Here is a 17,628-nt window from a genome sequence, read left to right as displayed (position 1 = left end):
CCCAACCGGTCCTTCAATGACGAAAGGCAAGCATGTCGGAGCAGTCCCATCCCCTCGCGCCTCCGGCGCACGGGCGCACCCCCGCGCCCGATCGAGGTCATGTTAGTCACCCCCTCGGTGCGGAACGATCCGCACGCCCCCGCCCCCTGCGCCGCCTTGGCGCGCTGGGGGTAGGCACCGCGCTGGTACTGGGCGGATTCTCGCCGGTGCTCTTCGCGGCCCCCGCCAGCGCGGCCCCCGCCGAAGCCAACTTCGCCAGCTCGTTTGAGGCCACCGATCCGGCAGCACTCGCCAACACCGTCGAGCAGCGCGACGGCAAGCCCTGGCAGCAAAACGTGCAGGGTGTCGGCCTCCCCGACCTGATGAAGGCCCTGGGCTCGGTTTCAGCGAGCGCCGAAAACGTCCCCAACGAGGCCGCACGTTTCGCCGCCGACGGCGACGCGGGCACCAAGTGGCTGACCTTCACCACCGCCGCCACCCTGGACTACACCTTCACCACCGCGCAGACCGCGGTGACCTACAAGCTGGTCTCCGGCAACGATGCCCCCGAGCGCGATCCGCGCACCTGGCGCATCCTCGGATCCAATAACGGCACCGACTGGACCGAGCTGGATTCCCAGACCGACCAGTCCTGGAAGTCCTCCGAGCGCGGCGTCGCCAAGGAGTTCACCCTCAAGACCACCGGGGCCTTCAGCAAGTACCGCCTCGACATCGCCTCGAACCAGAGCGGCGGGCTGATCCAGCTGGCCGACTTCCTGCTGGCCGGGGCGATCCCGGAAAACCCAGTCGCGACCCCGATTAACACCGAGGTAGGCTCGGGCCCCTCGGACGGGTTCAACATCAAGGCCCGCGTCGGCTTCACCGGCGTGCGCGCGCTCAAGTACTCGGGTGCCCACACGGCGGAGGGACGCGGCTATGCGTCCAACGTGATCTATAAGGATGTCTCGATCCCGGTCACCGACACCAGCCGACTGAGTTACCTGCTCTTCCCCGAACTCACCGGTGGCGACCTGCAGTACCCCTCGACCCACACCGCGGTCGACCTGCACTTCACCGATGGCACCTACCTGTCCGACCTGTCCGCCAAGGACCAGTACGGATATGCGGCCACCGCGCAGGGCCAGGGCACCGGCAACATTCTTTACCCCAAGCAGTGGAACTCGGTCCGGGTGGCCCTCGGCCGGGTGGCCCAGGGCAAAACCATCGACCGCTTCCTGCTCTCCTATGACAACCCCGGAGCCACCGCGAGCACCGCGTTCTCGGGCTGGCTGGATGACCTGAAGATCGAGGCCACCCCGGCCGCCATCGACGGCAGCAGCCTCACCCACTACGTGGACACCCGTCGGGGTACCAACTCCTCGGGCAGCTTCTCGCGTGGATCCAACGAGGCCATCACCTCGGTGCCCAACGGCTTCAACTTCCTGGTTCCGGTGACCAACGCGCGGGCAACCTCGCGCACCTACCAGTACCAGCAGGGCAACGACGCGCAGAACCGCACCCCGTTCCAGGGCCTGGCGATCTCGCATCAGCCGAGCCCGTGGATGGGTGACCGCAACCAGTTCTCGGTCATGCCGGTGCCCGGTGCGGGTGCCCCCAGCGGCAACCCGGGCCAGCGCTCGACCACCCTCAAGCACGAGAACGAGACGGCTCAGCCCGACTACTACGGCGTGAAACTCGACAATAAGGTTTCCGCCGAAATGACCCCGTCCGATCACGGCATGGTCATGCGCTTCACCTTCGATGGCAACGACGGCAACGTGGTGTTTGACTCGCCCAAGGCCGAGCAGAAGTTCACCATCGCCGCCGATGGCACCGTCACCGGATGGGTGGATAACGGCTCGGGTTTCCGGGTCGGCCAGTCGCGCATGTTCATCTCGGGCAAGTTTGACCAGACCCCGCGCAGCCTGGGAACCCCGGCGGGCGCCCAGGGGTCCACGATGTTCGCGGCCTTCGACACCTCCCAGGCCAAGACCGTGACCCTGCGCATGGCAACCTCGCTGATCAGCCTCGACCAGGCCACCAAGAACCTCGGCCTGGAGATTGGCAACCAGTCCTTCGACCAGGTGCGTGCCTCGGCTCAGAAGATCTGGAACGACCGCCTGAGCGCGATCACCGTTGAGGGTGCCTCGGAGACCGAACTGGTTTCGCTGTACTCGAACCTCTACCGCCTGAACGTGTACCCCAACGTGCAGCACGAGAACACCGGCACCGCCGATCAGCCCGTATACAAGTACGCGAGCCCGGTCAACACCAAGACCGGCACCGCCACCGACACCAAAACCGACGCGCAGATCCGCGACGGCAAGATGTACGTGAACAACGGCTTCTGGGACACCTATCGCACCGTATGGCCCGCCTATGCGATGCTCTACCCGGATGTGGCCGCGGACCTCGTGGACGGATTCGTGGAGCAGTACCGTGCCGGCGGCTGGGTTGCCCGCTGGTCCTCGCCCGGATACGCGGACATCATGACCGGCACCAGCTCGGACGTCGCGTTTGCCGACGCCTACCTGCGCGGGGTCAAGCTGGATGATCCGCTGGGCACCTACGACGCCGCGGTCAAGAACGCGACCGTGGTCTCCACGAGCTCCAATGCGACCGGACGTAAGTCCATCGGTACCTCGACCTTCCTGGGATACACCCCGGCCAGCGAGCACGAGAGTGTTTCCTGGGGTCTTGAGGGCATGATCAACGACTATGGCATCGGCAACATGGCCGCCGCCCTGGCCGAAGATCCCGCCACCCCGGAGGAGCGTCGCGCCCAGCTGCGCGAGGAGGCCGAGTACTTCACCGACCGCGCCACCACCTACGTCAACATGTTTGACCCGGCCATCAACTTCTTCCAGGCGCGCAACGCCGATGGCAGCTTCCAGGTGGCACCGGAGAACTACGACCCCACCACCTGGTGGGGCCCCTACACCGAGACCAACGGCTGGAACTTCGCGTTCCACGCGCCGCAGGACCCGGCCGGGCTCGCCGCCCTCTACGGTGGCCGTGCGGGACTGGAAAAGAAGCTGGATGACTTCTTCTCGATCCCCGAGACCTCGGCCGGACCGATCCACGAAGAGATCGAGGCACGCGATGCCCGCTTCGGTCAGTGGGGCATCTCCAACCAGGTCTCGCACCACATTCCGTTCCTCTACAACGCGGTGGGTGCGCCGGCCAAGGCTCAGGCGATCACCCGCGAGGCGATCAAGCGCAGCTTCGCCGGTTCGGAAATCGGTCAGGGCTACCCCGGGGACGAGGACAACGGCGAAATGTCGACCTGGTACCTCTTCAGCGCCCTGGGTCTCTACCCGCTGCAGGTGGGATCGAGCGAACTGACCATCGGCTCGCCGCTCTACACCAAGGCGACCGTCAAGCTCGGCGACAAGACCCTGGTCATCAACGCGCCGAACAACTCCGATGAGAACATCTACGTTCAGTCGCTCAGGGTAAATGGGAAGGCGTACTCGAGCACCTCGATCGACTCCAACCTGCTCGCCCAGGGCGGCACGCTGGACTTCGTGATGGGTTCCAAGCCTTCGGCCTGGGGCACCGCTGAGGCGGACGCTCCGCCCTCGCTGAGCACCGGAGAACACCCGGCTTCGCCGCTGCTGGACTCGGCCGATCCCAAGATCGCCCGCGTCACCAGCCGCGACGGGGAGAACACCGCCAACCTGGTGGACAACAATGCCGCCAGCCAGATGTCCTTCGCCTCGAAGACCCCACAGATCACCGTGGCCTACCAGGGGCCGGCCCAGTCGCCGACCTTCTACACGCTGACCTCGGGTACCTCCACGGCCACCGCCCCGACCGGGTGGACCCTGGAGGGCAGCAACGACGGCAAAACCTGGAGCGTGGTGGATACCCGTCAGAACCAGAAGTTCGACTCCGCACTGCAGACTCGGCCGTTCAAGATTGCCCAGCCGGGCAGCTTTGCACAGTTCCGTCTGAACGTGACCTCGGGTGGTGACAGCGTGGCCCTGGGCGAGCTGGAACTGCTCGCTCACGCCTCGGATGCGTCGGGATCGCAGCTGACGGTTTCCCCGGCACAGGCACTGGGTGCCCGCTCCGGTGTGGCCGAGACGCTGAACCTCGGTGGTATCAGCGGTGGCGACGCGAAGGGTTACACGGTCAGCGTGAACTGGGGCGATGGCAGTGCCGCCGGCACCGCCACCCTGGGATCGCCGACGCTCGGGGTCTACCCGGTTTCCGGTTCGCACACCTATGCCGAGCCCGGTGAGTACCGGGTCACCGTGACCGTCACCGACGGGGCGTCCACCGCCTCGGCGATCCTCCCGATCACGGTGGACTACCTGGAGCCGGGCAGCCTGCGGGCAGCCTTCGACAGCCAGTGCATCGCCGATGACGGTGTGGGTGCCAACTGTGACGCCAAGGGCATCTCGTTCCCGCGCAAGGGTCTCGCCGATGGTGGCCTGACCCAGGGTGTGGAACACGGCGTCCCGGGCACCGACCTGCGCTTCACCATCCCGGTGATCCCCGCGGGCGCTCCGGACAACGCCACCGGTGCCGGTCAGGTCATCCGCCCGAACCTGGGCGAGGACGCGACCAAGCTGTCCTTCATCGGTGCCGCTACCGAGAAGAACCAGGACACCACCGCCCTGGTCACCTTCACCGACGGATCCACCGAGACCATTCCGCTGCAGCTTTCGGACTGGACCAAGGGTGGAAACTCGCAGGCGACCCCGCTGTACGGCAACATCGAGGTGGTGAAGTCGAGCTATCGTCTGGCCGGGCCCAACCCGTCCAACGTGCCCTCGTTCTTCTTCTCCACGGTGCCGTATTCGATCCCCGCGGGAAAGACCGTGGAGACGATCACCCTGCCGGTCCAGCCTGGACAGCCGGGTGTCGAGGGTCGTGTGCACGTGTTCGCGATCGCCAGCAACGGCGTCGCCGCGGACACCGCCTTCACCGCGACCGCGGGCAAGGACATCGCCGTGGTTGCCGGGGAGAAGTTCTCCGCCGACCTCGCCACGGTGACCCAGGCCGCCGGTGCCGTCGCCCCGAAGGCCCGCGTTCAGTGGGGTGACGGATCGGACATCCAGGATGTGGAACTGGGTGCCTTCACCGACGGCAGTGCGACCATCACCGCCGAGCACACGTTCACCGAGCCGGGCACCTACCCGGTTGTGGTGACCGTGTACGGCACCTCGGGTACCCAGCAGCTGCGCCTGAGCGCCGAGGTGACACCGGTCAAGGTGCCGTACTCGCCGACCATCACGGTAGCCCCGGCCGGCGGCGTTCGCGCCGGCGGCGAGGCGACCATCACCGGTGCGGGCTTCGCGCCGAATGAGAAGGTCAGCGTGAGCGTGGCCACCGACCCCGCCATCACCCAGGAGACCACCGCCAACGCGGAGGGCGAGATTTCGCTCACCGTGACCGTGCCGAAGAACACGTCCGCGGGCGCGCTCGGAGTCACCGCGGTGGGGGAGACCTCGGTTGTCCCGGCCAGCGGAACCCTGACCGTGCTGGAGAACACCACCACGCCGGTCTACACCCCGCAGGTGCGCTCCAACGCCCAGAACGCCCGCGTGGGTGACCTGGTGGAGATCACCGGTGAGGGCTTCGCTCCGGGAGAGAAGATCACCGTGGTGCTGCACTCCGACCCGATCACGCTGGGCACCGCCACCGCGGACCCGCGCGGCGGACTGGTGTTCTCCTTCACCGTGCCGAAGGGCGCGGAGGTGGGTCAGCACGAGATCGTGGTGACCGGTGCAACCTCGGCCGTGGATGCACGGATGGCGTTTGAGATCCTGCCCGCCCAGGTCCCGGGAGACGGGGGAACCGGCAACGGTGGCCCCGGCTCGGTGGACCCGGTAACCGGGAAGCCGATCACCAAGCCGGGCGGCGGTATCGCCACCACCGGTGCCCCCGAGTCGAGCGCCCTGATCGCGGGCCTCGGACTGCTCACCCTGATCGCCGGAGCGGGAGTCTTCCTGCTGCGTCGTCGCCGGGCCACGCAGGACTAGCGTTCAACACGGCGGCCCCTCCCGAATCCTAGATTCGGGAGGGGCCGTTTGTGTTGTCGGAGCTTAGGCGTTGCCCAGGGCGGCCGCCACGATCGCGCGGGCCTCCTCCTGCACCAGTGCCAGGTGTTCGGCACCGCGGAAGGACTCGGCATAGATCTTGTAGACGTCCTCGGTGCCGCTGGGACGGGCGGCAAACCAGGCGTTCTCGGTGACCACCTTGAGGCCGCCGAGGGCCGCATCATTGCCGGGGGCGTGGCTGAGCGCCGCGGTGATGGTCTCGCCGGCCAGCTCGGTCGCGGTCACCGCGGCCGGGTCCAGCTTGCCCAGGGCGGCCTTCTGCGCCGGGGTGGCCGGGGCATCCACGCGCTCATAGGCGGGATCCCCGAACTCCTCGGTCAGGGCGCGGTACAGCTCGGAGGGGCTCTTGCCGGTGACCGCGCGGATCTCGCTGGCGAGTAGCGCCAGCAGGATGCCGTCCTTATCGGTGGTCCACACCGAACCGTCAAAGCGCAGGAAGGAGGCACCGGCGCTCTCCTCGCCGCCGAAGCCCACGGATCCGTCGATCAGGCCGGGCACAAACCACTTGAAGCCCACCGGGACCTCCCACAGCTCGCGGCCGATGCGGGCGGTGACCCGGTCGATCATCGAGCTGGACACCAGGGTCTTGCCCACCCGTGCATCCGCACGCCAGTTGGTGCGGGTGCTGAAGAGGTAGTCGATCGAGACGGCCAGGAAGTGGTTGGGGTTCATCAGACCCGCATCCGGGGTCACGATGCCGTGCCGGTCGGCGTCGGCGTCGTTACCCGTGAGGATGTCATAGTCGGCGCGGTGCTCCAGAACCGAGGCCATCGCATTGGCGCTGGAGGGATCCATGCGGATCTTGCCGTCCCAGTCCAGGGTCATAAACGCCCAGCGCGGGTCGACCGTGGGGTTCACCACGGTCAGGTCGATCCGGTAGCGGTCGGCGATGGCCTGCCAGTAGGTCACGCTGGCACCGCCGAGCGGGTCGGCACCGATGCGGATGCCCGCATCGCGGATCGCATCAAAGTTGATGATCTCGGCCAGCGCCTCGACGTAGGCCCCACGGAAGTCATAACGCTCGACCAGTGCGGGCGGCTCGGCCGGGTTGATCTCGGCGACGCTCTGCACACCCTCCAGGCCCGCGGCGATGAGCTCGTTGGCGCGGTCGGCGATCCAGTTGGTGGCGTCGCTGTCGGCGGGACCCCCGTGCTCGGGGTTGTACTTGAATCCGCCGTCGGCGGGCGGATTGTGGCTCGGGGTGACGATGATGCCGTCGGCGCGCTCGGCCCCGGTGCGGGTGCGGTTGTAGTCGATGATCGCCAGGCTCAACGCCGGCGTCGGGACCGCCTCATCGTGGGTGTCGATCAGCACGCGGATGCCCGCGGCCACCAGCACGCGCAGCGCGGTGGCGAGGGCCGGGGCGCTCAGCGCGTGGGTATCGGCCCCGAGAAACAGCGGGCCGGTCAGTCCGTGCTGGGTGCGGTATTCCACGATCGCCTGGGTGATCGCCAGGATGTGGGTCTCGTTGAATCCGGTGCGCAGCGAGGAGCCACGGTGCCCGCTGGTTCCAAAGACCACGCGCTGTTCGGGGATGGCAACATCCGGGGTCAGCTCGTAGTAGGCGGCGATCAACTCGTCAACGTTGATCAGATCGGATTCGATGGCACGGGTGCCGGCGCGGTCGCTCATATCCCCATTCTGCCAGGTTCCCCATCGAATACCGCGGAAGCCCGCGCTTCCGCCAAGACGGGCACTATGCTCGTACCATGTCTGACTCGCCCGTATCCGCGCCAACCCGTACCTATAGCTACCTGGGTCCGCGGGGCACGTTTACCGAGCGGGCCCTGGCTCAGGTGCCCGAGGCTCAGGGGCAGACCTGGCGTCCGGTGCAGAACCTGGGTGAGGCGCTGGACGATGTGATCACCGGACGCAGCGATGCGGCGATGATCGCGATTGAGAACTCGATCGACGGGGGCGTCTCGGTCGCCCAGGACGCCCTGGCCACCGTGCCGGGCCTGCGCGTGATCGGCGAATACCTGGTGCCGGTGAGCTTTGACCTGGTTGCCCGCCGCGGCACCACGCTGGAGGATATCCGGGTGATCAACGCTCACCCGGTGGCCTATGCGCAGAGCCGCGAGTTGCTGGATGCACGCCTGCCCGGGCACGGCCACATTCCCGCCGCCAGCAATGTGGCCGCCGCCGCCGATCTGCTGGACACCCCGCATGCCGACGCGGCCGTGGCCCCGCCGGGCATCACCGACCACTACGACCTCGAGGTTTTGCTGACCGATATCGGCAGCAACAAAAACGCGGTCACCCGCTTCCTCCTGGTGAGCACCACCCAGGCGATTCCGCCGCGCACCGGAGCCGATAAAACCAGCCTGATCGCCGAGCTGCCGGGCAACGAGTCCGGTGCCCTGCTGACCATGCTGGAGCAGTTCTCCACCCGCGGGGTCAACATGTCGATGATCGAGTCGCGTCCGGTCGGGGACGAGATGGGACGCTACCGGTTCATCATCGACGCCGAGGGCCACATCCTGGATGAGCGGATGGCCGAGGCCCTGCTGGGTCTGCGTCGCAGCCTGGCCCGGCTCACCTTCCTCGGTTCCTATCCGGCCGCCGATCGCTCGGCCATCACCGTGGATTCGCGTTTCTCCGATTCGGTCTTCCTGGAGGCCCGTGAGTGGCTGCGTCAGATCCTGGGTGCCGATTCGCGCGGATAGCACTCGCGATCTGCGGGGTCCGATTCGCGCGGTTTGGGCGGCGGATGTGCAAGAAATTGCTCAAAATTGCGAACGAGCGGATTTACCGCGAGTTTCCGCGGAATTCCGCCGAATTTCAGGTGCGAGAGGGTTCCCTAGAACGGAAAAAAGGTTGCCTGGGACGAATCTCGGATTGACGTGATGCCGCCGGACAAGTGAAACTAACTCTTGGCCCCATAAGGGCCGCGAACCGCAACGTTGCGTTCTCCACTAGGAGTGGTCGGCGCACGCTGTCGGCCCTGAAGACCGCAGCGTTCCCCCCGTTCCGAGAGAGTTTCCTTCGTGTCTATCCCCTTTGCAACATCCGACACCGTTCGCCCCGTCTTTGAAGCCGCCGTTGCTCGCAACGCCGGAGAGCCCGAATTCCACCAGGCCCTGCACGAGGTGCTGGAATCGCTGGCACCGGTGCTCGCCGAGCACCCCGAGTATGTCGAGGCCGGCATCCTGGAGCGTCTGGTTGAGCCCGAGCGTCAGATCTTCTTCCGCGTGCCGTGGGTGGATGACTCCGGTGCCGTGCGGGTCAACCGCGGTTACCGCATCCAGTTCAACTCGGCCCTCGGCCCGTATAAGGGTGGACTGCGTTTCCACTCCTCGGTGAACGCGTCGATCATCAAGTTCCTCGGTTTCGAGCAGATCTTCAAGAACGCTCTGACCGGTCAGGGCATCGGCGGCGGTAAGGGTGGATCCGACTTCGACCCGCACGGCAAGTCCGAGGGCGAGGTCATGCGTTTCTGCCAGTCCTTCATGACCGAGCTGCACCGTCACATCGGCGAGTACACCGACGTTCCCGCCGGTGACATCGGTGTGGGTGGCCGCGAGATCGGCTACCTCTTCGGACAGTATCGTCGCCTGACCAACCGCCACGAGTCCGGTGTGCTCACCGGTAAGGGCCTGGGCTGGGGCGGCGCGCAGGTGCGCACCGAGGCCACCGGTTACGGCGCCGTGTTCTTCACCCAGGAGATGCTCGCCACCCGTGGCGAGGAGATCGAGGGCAAGACCGCGATCGTGTCCGGTTCGGGCAACGTGGCGATCTACGCGATCCAGAAGATCTCGCAGCTGGGTGGCAAGGCCATCACCGCTTCGGACTCCTCGGGTTACGTCGTGGACGAGGCCGGCATCGACCTGGATCTGCTCAAGCAGATCAAGGAGGTTGAGCGCCTGCGCATCTCGGTGTACGCCGAGCGTCGTCCCTCGGCTCGCTTCGTTTCCGGCGGCAGCGTCTGGGATGTTCCCGGCCAGATCGCCCTGCCCTGTGCCACCCAGAACGAGCTGAGCGCCGAGGCCGCAGCCACCCTGATCAAGAACGGTGTCCAGGCGGTTGCCGAAGGCGCAAACATGCCCTGTGTCCCGGAGGCCGTCGAGGCCTTCCAGGCCGCCGGCGTCCTGTTTGGACCGGGTAAGGCCGCCAACGCCGGTGGCGTGGCCACCTCGGCGCTGGAGATGAGCCAGAACGCCGCCCGTCAGCACTGGAGCTTCGCCGACTCGGAGCTGCGCCTGCACTCGATCATGTCCGGTGTACACAAGGCCTCCTACGAGGCCGCCGAGCGTTACGGCCAGCCGGGTAACTACGTGCTGGGTGCCAACGCCGCCGGTTTTGTGCGCGTGGCCGATGCGATGCTTGCCCAGGGCGTCATCTAGTTTCTGCTGTCATAACACCGCGGCCCGGCACCCCTCGTGGGTGCCGGGCCGCGGCGTTTTATTCTCTCGATTCGCAAACAAAACAAAATTTGTTTTTGGTTTTGTTTTGCCGGGATCTGAGTTAACCGGGCGGTTCCTCTCTATCGCTTACTTAGCCAGCGCCGGGTACAGCGCCGGGGTGGTGCGGTAGTGGGTCGCCTGCTCAAACGAGTAGGCAAGCCCGATCAGCGGACCCTCGGCGAAGTCGCGGCCGAGGAATTCCAGGTTGACCCCGGCCCCGACCGGTCCGCCATCGGCGGCGATGGACTGACCCATCGGCACCGTGATCGCCGGCATTCCGGTGTTCGGGCTCAGGCGCATGTTGGTGCCCAGGCTCGCATACGGGTTGCCCGAGGGGTAGACCAGGGCGTCGAGGTTCTGGTCGTTCATCATCCCGGTGACCAGGGTCTTGCCGGCGGCCAGCTGCAGGGTGTGCGAACCCTGCGGTCCCGCCCATGCCTGGTAGGTGTCCTCGGTGATGGCGGCTCGCTGCACGTAGGTGCTGCGACGCGAGGGAACAAACTTGCCCGAGTCCACAATCTGGGTGAGTGAGCGCGCGGCCACCTCGGGGGCGAGGTGCGCGGCCGCGTAGTTGTTGAGGTCGTGATTGAGCTCGTTGGTGCTGCCACTACCCTCGGCGAGCACCCGGTTGAAGTCCGCGGTCGGGGCGATGTCCACCACGGTCGCGCCCTGGGCTTCCAGGGTGGCCCGGGCCTGGGCAAACAGGCGCACGGTGGTGGCGTTGGTGCCGATCATCGAGGTGACCACGCCGATCCGCTTACCCTTCAGTGCGTCCTTGTTCAGCGATGCGGTGTAGGAGGTGGGCACCTTGCCGGCCTGGCTCTGGGTGACCGGGTCGGCCGGGTCGATCCCCGGAACGGTATCCAGAGCGATCGCCGCATCGGTCACGCTGCGGGCGATCGGACCGCCGGTGTCCTGGCTGAGGGCCAGCGGGATGATGCCGTCGCGGCTGGCCAGGCCCACCGTGGGACGGATGCCAACCAGCTGGTTGTAGGTCGAGGGGATCCGGATCGATCCACCGGTGTCGGTGCCGAAGCCGAGTCCGGCGAGGTTTGCCGAGACCGCCGCGCCGGTACCGCCGCTGGATCCACCGGCCGACTGGGTGGTGTTGTACGGGCTGGCAACCAGGAGCGAGGACCCGGCGGGCTGACCGGCCGAGAACTCGGAGACAAACCCGAACGCGAACTCGTCCAGGCTGGCCTTGGCGAGGATGATCGCCCCGGCCTTGCGCATCCCGGTGACCATCGCCGCATCGGTGCTGGTCTGGTTGTTGTCCCAGCAGCCGCAGCCGCCGGTGGTGGGCATGTCCCTGGTGTCGTAGTTGTCCTTGACCACGATCGGTACGCCGAGCAGCGGGCCGGTCATGCCGTGGGCCTTACGGTCGGCATCGGCGGTGGCCGCGGCGGCGAGGGCGGTCTTATTGGTGTTGATGACCGAGTTGAGCGGACGCCCACCCGCGCCCTGATCCACCAGGGTGCGGTCGTAGGCGGCGATGCGGTCCAGGTACTCCTGGGTGATCTTGACCGAGGATGTCACCCCCGCATTCATTGCCGCCTGCATGTCGAGCACCGAGGCCTCAACCAGGGAGAACGGGCCGTCGTTGTAGACCATCCGCTGGGACAGCGCGGCCACATCGTGCACCGTGATGACGCCGTCGCCGTCGGTGTCCGCCTTGGCCACCTTGGCCCAGTCGGCGTCGCCGGTGCGGGCACCCAGGTGGGTGGTGAGCAGGGTCAGGTCCGCGGTGGTGACCTGGTGATCGCCGGTCAAATCAAGCTCGGTGTAGTACGGCGCGAGCAGCAGCCCGCCGGGAACCGGGGCGGGTTCGGCGCTCGCCGCGGGGGCGACGATCGCGACCGTGCCGGTGATGATCAGGGCGGTGCCGAGTGCGGCGGCAGTGCGCAGGGTGCGCGGGCTGGGGGCGGTCATCGGGAAGGCCTTTCCAAAACGGGTGGGTGTGGTACTCATCGACGGGCCGCCTTTCGGCTCCGCAGGAGGACCAACCCGGCACCGAGTGCAACGAGGGCTCCCAGGAGGGAGAGCCCGATCGTGGCACCGGTGCCGGGCAGGCCGCCGGTGCTCCCGGCACCGGCGGTCGGGGACGCCGAGGCCGAGGAAATCGGTGCGGCGGAGCTGGGGGATCCCGGAGTGGCGGATGCGCTCGGGGAGGGGCTCGAGCCGGGATCGGCGGATGCGCTTGGGCTGGGGCTTCCGGTCGGTTCGGCGGCCGCGATCACCCGGATCGTGGTCTGAGGCAGGCTCGTTCCGGCGGTCTCGGCACCGGCCCCGTCGACCAGGCTGAGCGCGGTCAGCGCCAGGGCGGTGGTACCCGATCCGGTCGCGGTAAAGCTCAGGGTCAGGGTAATTTCTCCGTTCAGTGCGGGGGATCCGCCCAGTCGGGTGTGCACGATATCGATGCCGGTCGCGGACGGCGTGGCCGAGGTGAAACCGCCCTCGGGGCCGCTCACGCTGGACTCGGTGTAGCGCAGGAGCGTGGGGTCGGCGGCGAGGGTGGCCTGCAGCGCGAAGGTGTCGCTGACGCCGGTGAGGTGCAGGGTGACCGGCACCGCCTCGCCGGCCGTGACACTCGCCGGCGCGGTAATGGTCACGGTTGGGCTCGCGGGTGCTGCAACCGCGGGGCTGGCCAGGCCGAGAGCGCCCACGAGGGCGAGGGTGCCGATCAGGAGGGATGCCTGAAGGCGGCGAAGCCGGGAAAAACCGGGTGCTGTCTTGACGGCCGCAAAGTCGGGCTGCGGCCGTGTTTTGGGTACGGGAATGGGCATGGTGCAGGGTCCTTACTGCTGTGGGGACACCGGACCTAGCGCCCGCCGCGAACCCCCGCTGCCATCGGTGGTGGCGGCCGGGTGCGACGAAGGGGAATGGCGATGAGACGGTGGTGTTGGGGACACCCGTGGTGCGGGATTAACGCCGAAGCGGTTGTCCCCAACAGTAGGGATGCCGTGTTCGGGCGCGATTGCGCGCGCGTTTCCGCCGTGTTACATGTATGGCAGGCGGGAGCATCGGACGGGCATCAGGCGGCCGTCCATCGACTTCCTCCACAGGCACGCAATTCCACTGTTTTTCCACAGATCCCGCACCTCAAGCACCCCCGGATGCTGCCCATGACACGCTTCGAACATGAGCGCTCCCGACCTTACCCCGGCCATCATGGCCCAGTTTGCGGCGTCCGGTGCGGACAAACACCTGACGCTCCTGCTCGGCGCGGGTGCATCCGTTGCCTCGGGCCTGCCCGACTGGAACGAACTCGCCGTGCGTCTGCTGCTGCGCAGTGGTGCGGTGCGCGAGCGCCGTCTCGCCGAACTCCTGGTCCGCGAGCAGGACCCCCTCCTGGTCGCCGAGGCAGCCAAGCAGAGCCTGGGCACCGAGTGGGAGGCGAGCGTGCGGCAGGCCCTCTATGGCGACTTGCAGGGGCCCGGGCCCTCGACACTACACTTTGCCATTGCCCGGCATTATGTGGATGAAGATCCCGGAAAGACCACCCTCATCACATTGAATTTTGACACCCTGCTTGAACAGGCGGTTCTGCTGCTATCCACGAGGCCGAGAAGCCGCGCGGAGAAATCTGCTAGTCAATTCGTGTCTGGACCTGAGCCTGGTGTGGAGCTCCTCCCTCGACTGCAGGCTCGAGTCCACCACCTTCACGGAGTTGTCGGCCCCACCAGCACTAAGAATCTGGTTCTCGCTCTTTCCGATTACAACGAGATCCTCAGCGCCGGGATGCCCTGGCAGCAGGTTCTCCTGATCCAATCATTGCGTCGGGGTGCGCTCATCCTGGTTGGTACGTCATACCGGGACCCAGACGTCAGGAAATGGTTTCACCATGTGATGCGAGATCACCCGAGAAATCACTCGGCGATTGTCCTGCTCGTCCGCGAATCATTTCGGCTGGGCCGTGACGATTTTGACGAGATTCTTCCTGCCCTTGCTAGTCAATGGAAGGCGATTGGCCTTGAGCCCGTGATCACTTCAGATTTTTCCGATGCGGTGCAGATTGTTCAGGAGCTCGCTCACATTCATCGTCCGGGATATCTGTCCCCGCAGGAGCGTACCCGGCTTATTTGGGACGGTCATACGGCGAGGTTCAACGAGTATCAGGACTCATACGCGCGTCGGCTAGAGTCCGAAGCACACGACCTTTGTCACATGCTGCACGGTACCAACGTCCGAACGGGTTTATGGATCGCGGATGGTAACGGCTACCTGGTGAGATGGGCCGTAAGCGATCGTATATATCGGTCTCCGGACGTGCTAACGTCCGTGCCCACGGGGCAAGAAAGTTCGGTCCTTGCCGGGCGAGCTCTTTCCGCCGAGGCACCGCTCTGGGAAGAACCGACAGCGCATTCTGCTCACCAGTGGGGCTGCTCGCTAGCCATCCCAGTCTGGACCCAAATCCGGGAACTACCGCCCGCCGTAACCGCGGTGCATGTCATTGATTTTTTGGCACCAATTGGCCAGATGCGTGCCGCCCTCGAAATTAACGCGCTGGGGATCAATGGATTGGAAACCGGGTGGGGCGACCGCCTCTCCCATGTGGTATCCACCCGCCCGGCTTAACGTGTGACCACCAAAATATGTGCGGTGCATCGACGCGCATGAGGAGATTCACATTATGAAAGGAGAGCGACATGACAAATTCCCGAACATACCTGCAGGACTTAGGCGGCGGGCGATACCGCGTACTGGGACTCCTGTTAGATCCGTGGACCGGCCGCTACATCACCGATGAGGAGGAGCTGGAACAGGCATGGAGGATCATGCGTGACGCGGCAGCCGAGGCTGAAGCTCCCGGCCCTCCCGGCTGATCCGCTTCTACGAGGTCAGCTCCACCAGCGGCACTCGCACCAGTAGGGTGCTCGGCTCGGTGCCCACGCGGGCGCTGATGATGCGGCCCAGCTCGTCGCCGTCGATTTCGAAGGACTGCGGTTCGTCCAGGCGCACGTTGACCTCGGCGGTGCGCAGGTAGCTGATGGTTTTGGTGCCCTTGCGGCCGCGGGTCACGGTAATGATGCGCTGGCCGATGCGGCTCTTGCGCAGCGAGCCATTCTCCCAGCGCAGCTTGCGCCACACCTTAAGCCAGCCAAACAGGCCCGCGGGCTGCAGCACGGCGAGGTCCAGCTGGCCGTCATCGATGGCCGCATCCGGCATCAGTTCCAGGCCCCCGGGCAGGCTGCCACAGTTGCCAAACAGGATCGTGGAGACGCTGACGCTGTGCTCGGAGCGTCCGGCCAGCTGATAGCGCAGACGGAAGGGGTGCGCGTTGGGCAGGGCACGCATACCTGCGTCCACATAGGCGAGCCAGCCCACGGCTTTTTTCAGCGTCGGATTGGTGTTGGCCATAACCGTGGCGTCCAGGCCTATGCCGGCCATCACCAGGAACGAGTGCTCGGAGCCCCGGCCCTTCTCGTCGATCACGTTCATAATGCCCATGTCGATGGGCCGCGAGCGGCCGGCGAAGCCGATGTGGGCGGCGGTGTCCAGATCGCTCAGCGGGAGGGAGAGGTTGCGTGCCAGCAGGTTGCCGGTGCCACTGGGGATCAGGGCAAGCGGAACCTCGGCACCGCGCAGTGCGTCGGCGACCGCGCGGACCGTCCCGTCGCCGCCGGCGGCAAAAATCAGGCTGGCACCATCGGCGAGTGCGGTGCGGGTGATTCCACCGCCCGGGTCGGCCTCACTGGTCTCGTACCAGAGGGTCCGTGCCCATCCCTCATTCTCGGCGGCGGTGTTGATCGCGGCCTTGAGCTCGGGCAGTTTGACCTTCACCGGGTTGTACACCACGGCTGCGCGCGGCCGGGAGTGATCGGGGCTAAGCGGATTCATGTTCCGACGATAGCGCGGTTTTGCTCGGATACGGCACGTTTGGCCGCGACACGGCCTAGACTGGGTGGGTGATTGATCCCGTACTTCTGCGTGAAAACCCCGACCGTGTCCGTGCCTCCCAGGCTGCCCGAGGGTCCTCGGTCGAGCTAGTAGACAGTGCCCTCGAGGCCGATGCTGAGCGTCGCTCGACGATCACCGCGTTTGAGGAGCTCCGCGCCGAGCAGAACGCCTTCGGTAAGACCGTGGCTCGCGCGGCCAAGGAGGACAAGGCGGCCCTGGTTGCCCAGGCTCAGGAACTTGCCGCCGCCGTGAAGAACGCGCAGCAGGTTGCCAACCAGGCCGAGGAGACCTACCAGGCCGCGGTTCGCGCGATCGAGAACATCGTGATCGACGGCGTGCCCGAGGGTGGCGAAAAGGACTTCGTGACGCTGCGCGAGGTTGGCGAGAAGCCCACCTTCGACTTTGAACCGCGCGACCACCTGGCCCTGGGTGAGATCCTCGGCGCAATCGACATGGCCCGTGGTGCCAAGGTCAGCGGTGCTCGTTTCTACTTCCTGCGTGGCATCGGTGCGCGCCTGGAAATCGCCCTGATGAACCTGGCCCTGGACCGCGCCCTCGAGGCCGGTTTTGTGCCGCTGATCACCCCGACCCTGGTGAAGCCCGAGATCATGGCCGGTACCGGCTTCCTCGGTGCCCACGCCGATGAGATCTACCACCTGCCCGCCGATGACCTGTACCTCACCGGCACCAGCGAGGTGGCCCTGGCCGGATACCACTCGGATGAGATCCTCGACCTCGAAGCGGGCGCCATGCGCTACGCCGGCTGGTCCACCTGCTACCGCCGCGAGGCCGGTTCGCACGGGAAGGACACCCGCGGCATCATCCGTGTGCACCAGTTCAACAAGCTGGAAATGTTTGTTTACACCACCCCCGAGGAGGCCGAGGCGGAGCACCTGCGTCTGCTGGCCATGCAGGAGGGAATGCTGCAGGACCTCGGTCTCAGCTACCGCGTGATCGACACCGCGGCCGGCGACCTGGGTTCCAGCGCCGCCCGTAAGTACGACGTTGAGGCGTGGGTTCCCACCCAGGACGCGTACCGCGAGCTGACCTCCACCTCCAACTGCACCACCTATCAGGCACGCCGTCTGGGCACCCGTTACCGTGATGGTTCGGGCAAGACCGCCCCGGTCGCAACCCTGAACGGCACCCTGGCCACCACCCGCTGGATCGTCGCCATTCTGGAGACCCATCAGCAGGCCGACGGTTCGGTTGTGGTGCCCGAGGCGCTGCGCCCTTACCTGGGTGGTTTGGAAGTTATTACCGCGTAATCGGGTTTT

At 66.3% G+C, this 17,628-nt stretch carries 10 protein-coding genes; 6 read left to right on the top strand and 4 right to left on the bottom strand.

All coding sequences use genetic code 11. From position 1 onward, the window contains the following. The first annotated feature begins 32 nt into the window (after positions 1-32). A complete protein-coding gene (locus tag M2390_RS08540; RefSeq protein ID WP_259178015.1) occupies positions 33-5,972 on the top strand; it encodes a GH92 family glycosyl hydrolase in 5,940 nt (1,979 codons plus the stop codon). Positions 5,973-6,035: 63 nt separating this feature from the next. On the opposite strand, the gene pgm is transcribed toward M2390_RS08540, so the two are convergent. Next, a complete protein-coding gene (gene pgm, locus M2390_RS08535; protein ID WP_259178014.1) occupies positions 6,036-7,682 on the bottom strand; it encodes a phosphoglucomutase (alpha-D-glucose-1,6-bisphosphate-dependent) in 1,647 nt (548 codons plus the stop codon). Positions 7,683-7,759: 77 nt separating this feature from the next. Between pgm and pheA the strand changes: the two genes are divergently transcribed. Beyond that, a complete protein-coding gene (pheA, locus tag M2390_RS08530) occupies positions 7,760-8,716 on the top strand; it encodes a prephenate dehydratase (RefSeq protein WP_121689530.1) in 957 nt (318 codons plus the stop codon). 327 nt (positions 8,717-9,043) lie between these two features. Next, the gene (gdhA, locus tag M2390_RS08525) at positions 9,044-10,393 is read left to right on the top strand and encodes an NADP-specific glutamate dehydrogenase (protein WP_259178074.1); all 1,350 of its coding nucleotides are present in this window, start codon (positions 9,044-9,046) and stop codon (positions 10,391-10,393) included. A gap of 147 nt (positions 10,394-10,540) precedes the next feature. Here gdhA and M2390_RS08520 read toward each other — a convergent pair whose 3' ends face one another. Together M2390_RS08520 and M2390_RS08515 are read right to left on the bottom strand one after the other, a co-directional pair. Continuing rightward, positions 10,541-12,421 carry an amidase family protein gene (locus M2390_RS08520; protein WP_259178013.1) on the bottom strand — a complete coding sequence of 627 codons (1,881 nt, stop codon included), beginning with the start codon at positions 12,419-12,421 and terminating at the stop codon, positions 10,541-10,543. After that, positions 12,418-13,236 (bottom strand): cohesin domain-containing protein, encoded by an 819-nt coding sequence (locus M2390_RS08515; RefSeq protein WP_259178012.1) that lies wholly within the window; start codon positions 13,234-13,236, stop codon positions 12,418-12,420. The genes M2390_RS08520 and M2390_RS08515 overlap by 4 nt, the downstream gene beginning before the upstream one ends. 355 nt (positions 13,237-13,591) lie before the next feature. Between M2390_RS08515 and M2390_RS08510 the strand changes: the two genes are divergently transcribed. Both M2390_RS08510 and M2390_RS08505 read left to right on the top strand, forming a co-directional pair. Then, the gene (locus M2390_RS08510) at positions 13,592-15,028 is read left to right on the top strand and encodes an SIR2 family protein (RefSeq protein WP_259178011.1); all 1,437 of its coding nucleotides are present in this window, start codon (positions 13,592-13,594) and stop codon (positions 15,026-15,028) included. 71 nt (positions 15,029-15,099) lie between these two features. Then, on the top strand, positions 15,100-15,276 hold the full coding sequence (locus tag M2390_RS08505) for a hypothetical protein (protein ID WP_183092014.1): 177 nt from the start codon (positions 15,100-15,102) through the stop codon (positions 15,274-15,276). A gap of 7 nt (positions 15,277-15,283) precedes the next feature. Here the strand turns inward: M2390_RS08505 and M2390_RS08500 are convergent, their stop codons facing one another. Next, positions 15,284-16,291 carry a diacylglycerol kinase family protein gene (locus M2390_RS08500; protein WP_259178010.1) on the bottom strand — a complete coding sequence of 336 codons (1,008 nt, stop codon included), beginning with the start codon at positions 16,289-16,291 and terminating at the stop codon, positions 15,284-15,286. 68 nt (positions 16,292-16,359) lie between these two features. Between M2390_RS08500 and serS the strand changes: the two genes are divergently transcribed. Continuing rightward, the gene (gene serS, locus M2390_RS08495; protein ID WP_259178009.1) at positions 16,360-17,619 is read left to right on the top strand and encodes a serine--tRNA ligase; all 1,260 of its coding nucleotides are present in this window, start codon (positions 16,360-16,362) and stop codon (positions 17,617-17,619) included. Positions 17,620-17,628 lie beyond the last annotated feature (9 nt).

The organism is Mycetocola sp. BIGb0189 (assembly GCF_024810155.1).
Lineage (GTDB): Bacteria > Actinomycetota > Actinomycetes > Actinomycetales > Microbacteriaceae > Mycetocola > Mycetocola lacteus.
Note: the sequence above shows the minus strand (reverse complement) of the source record. Positions and strands in the feature narration are given on the sequence as shown.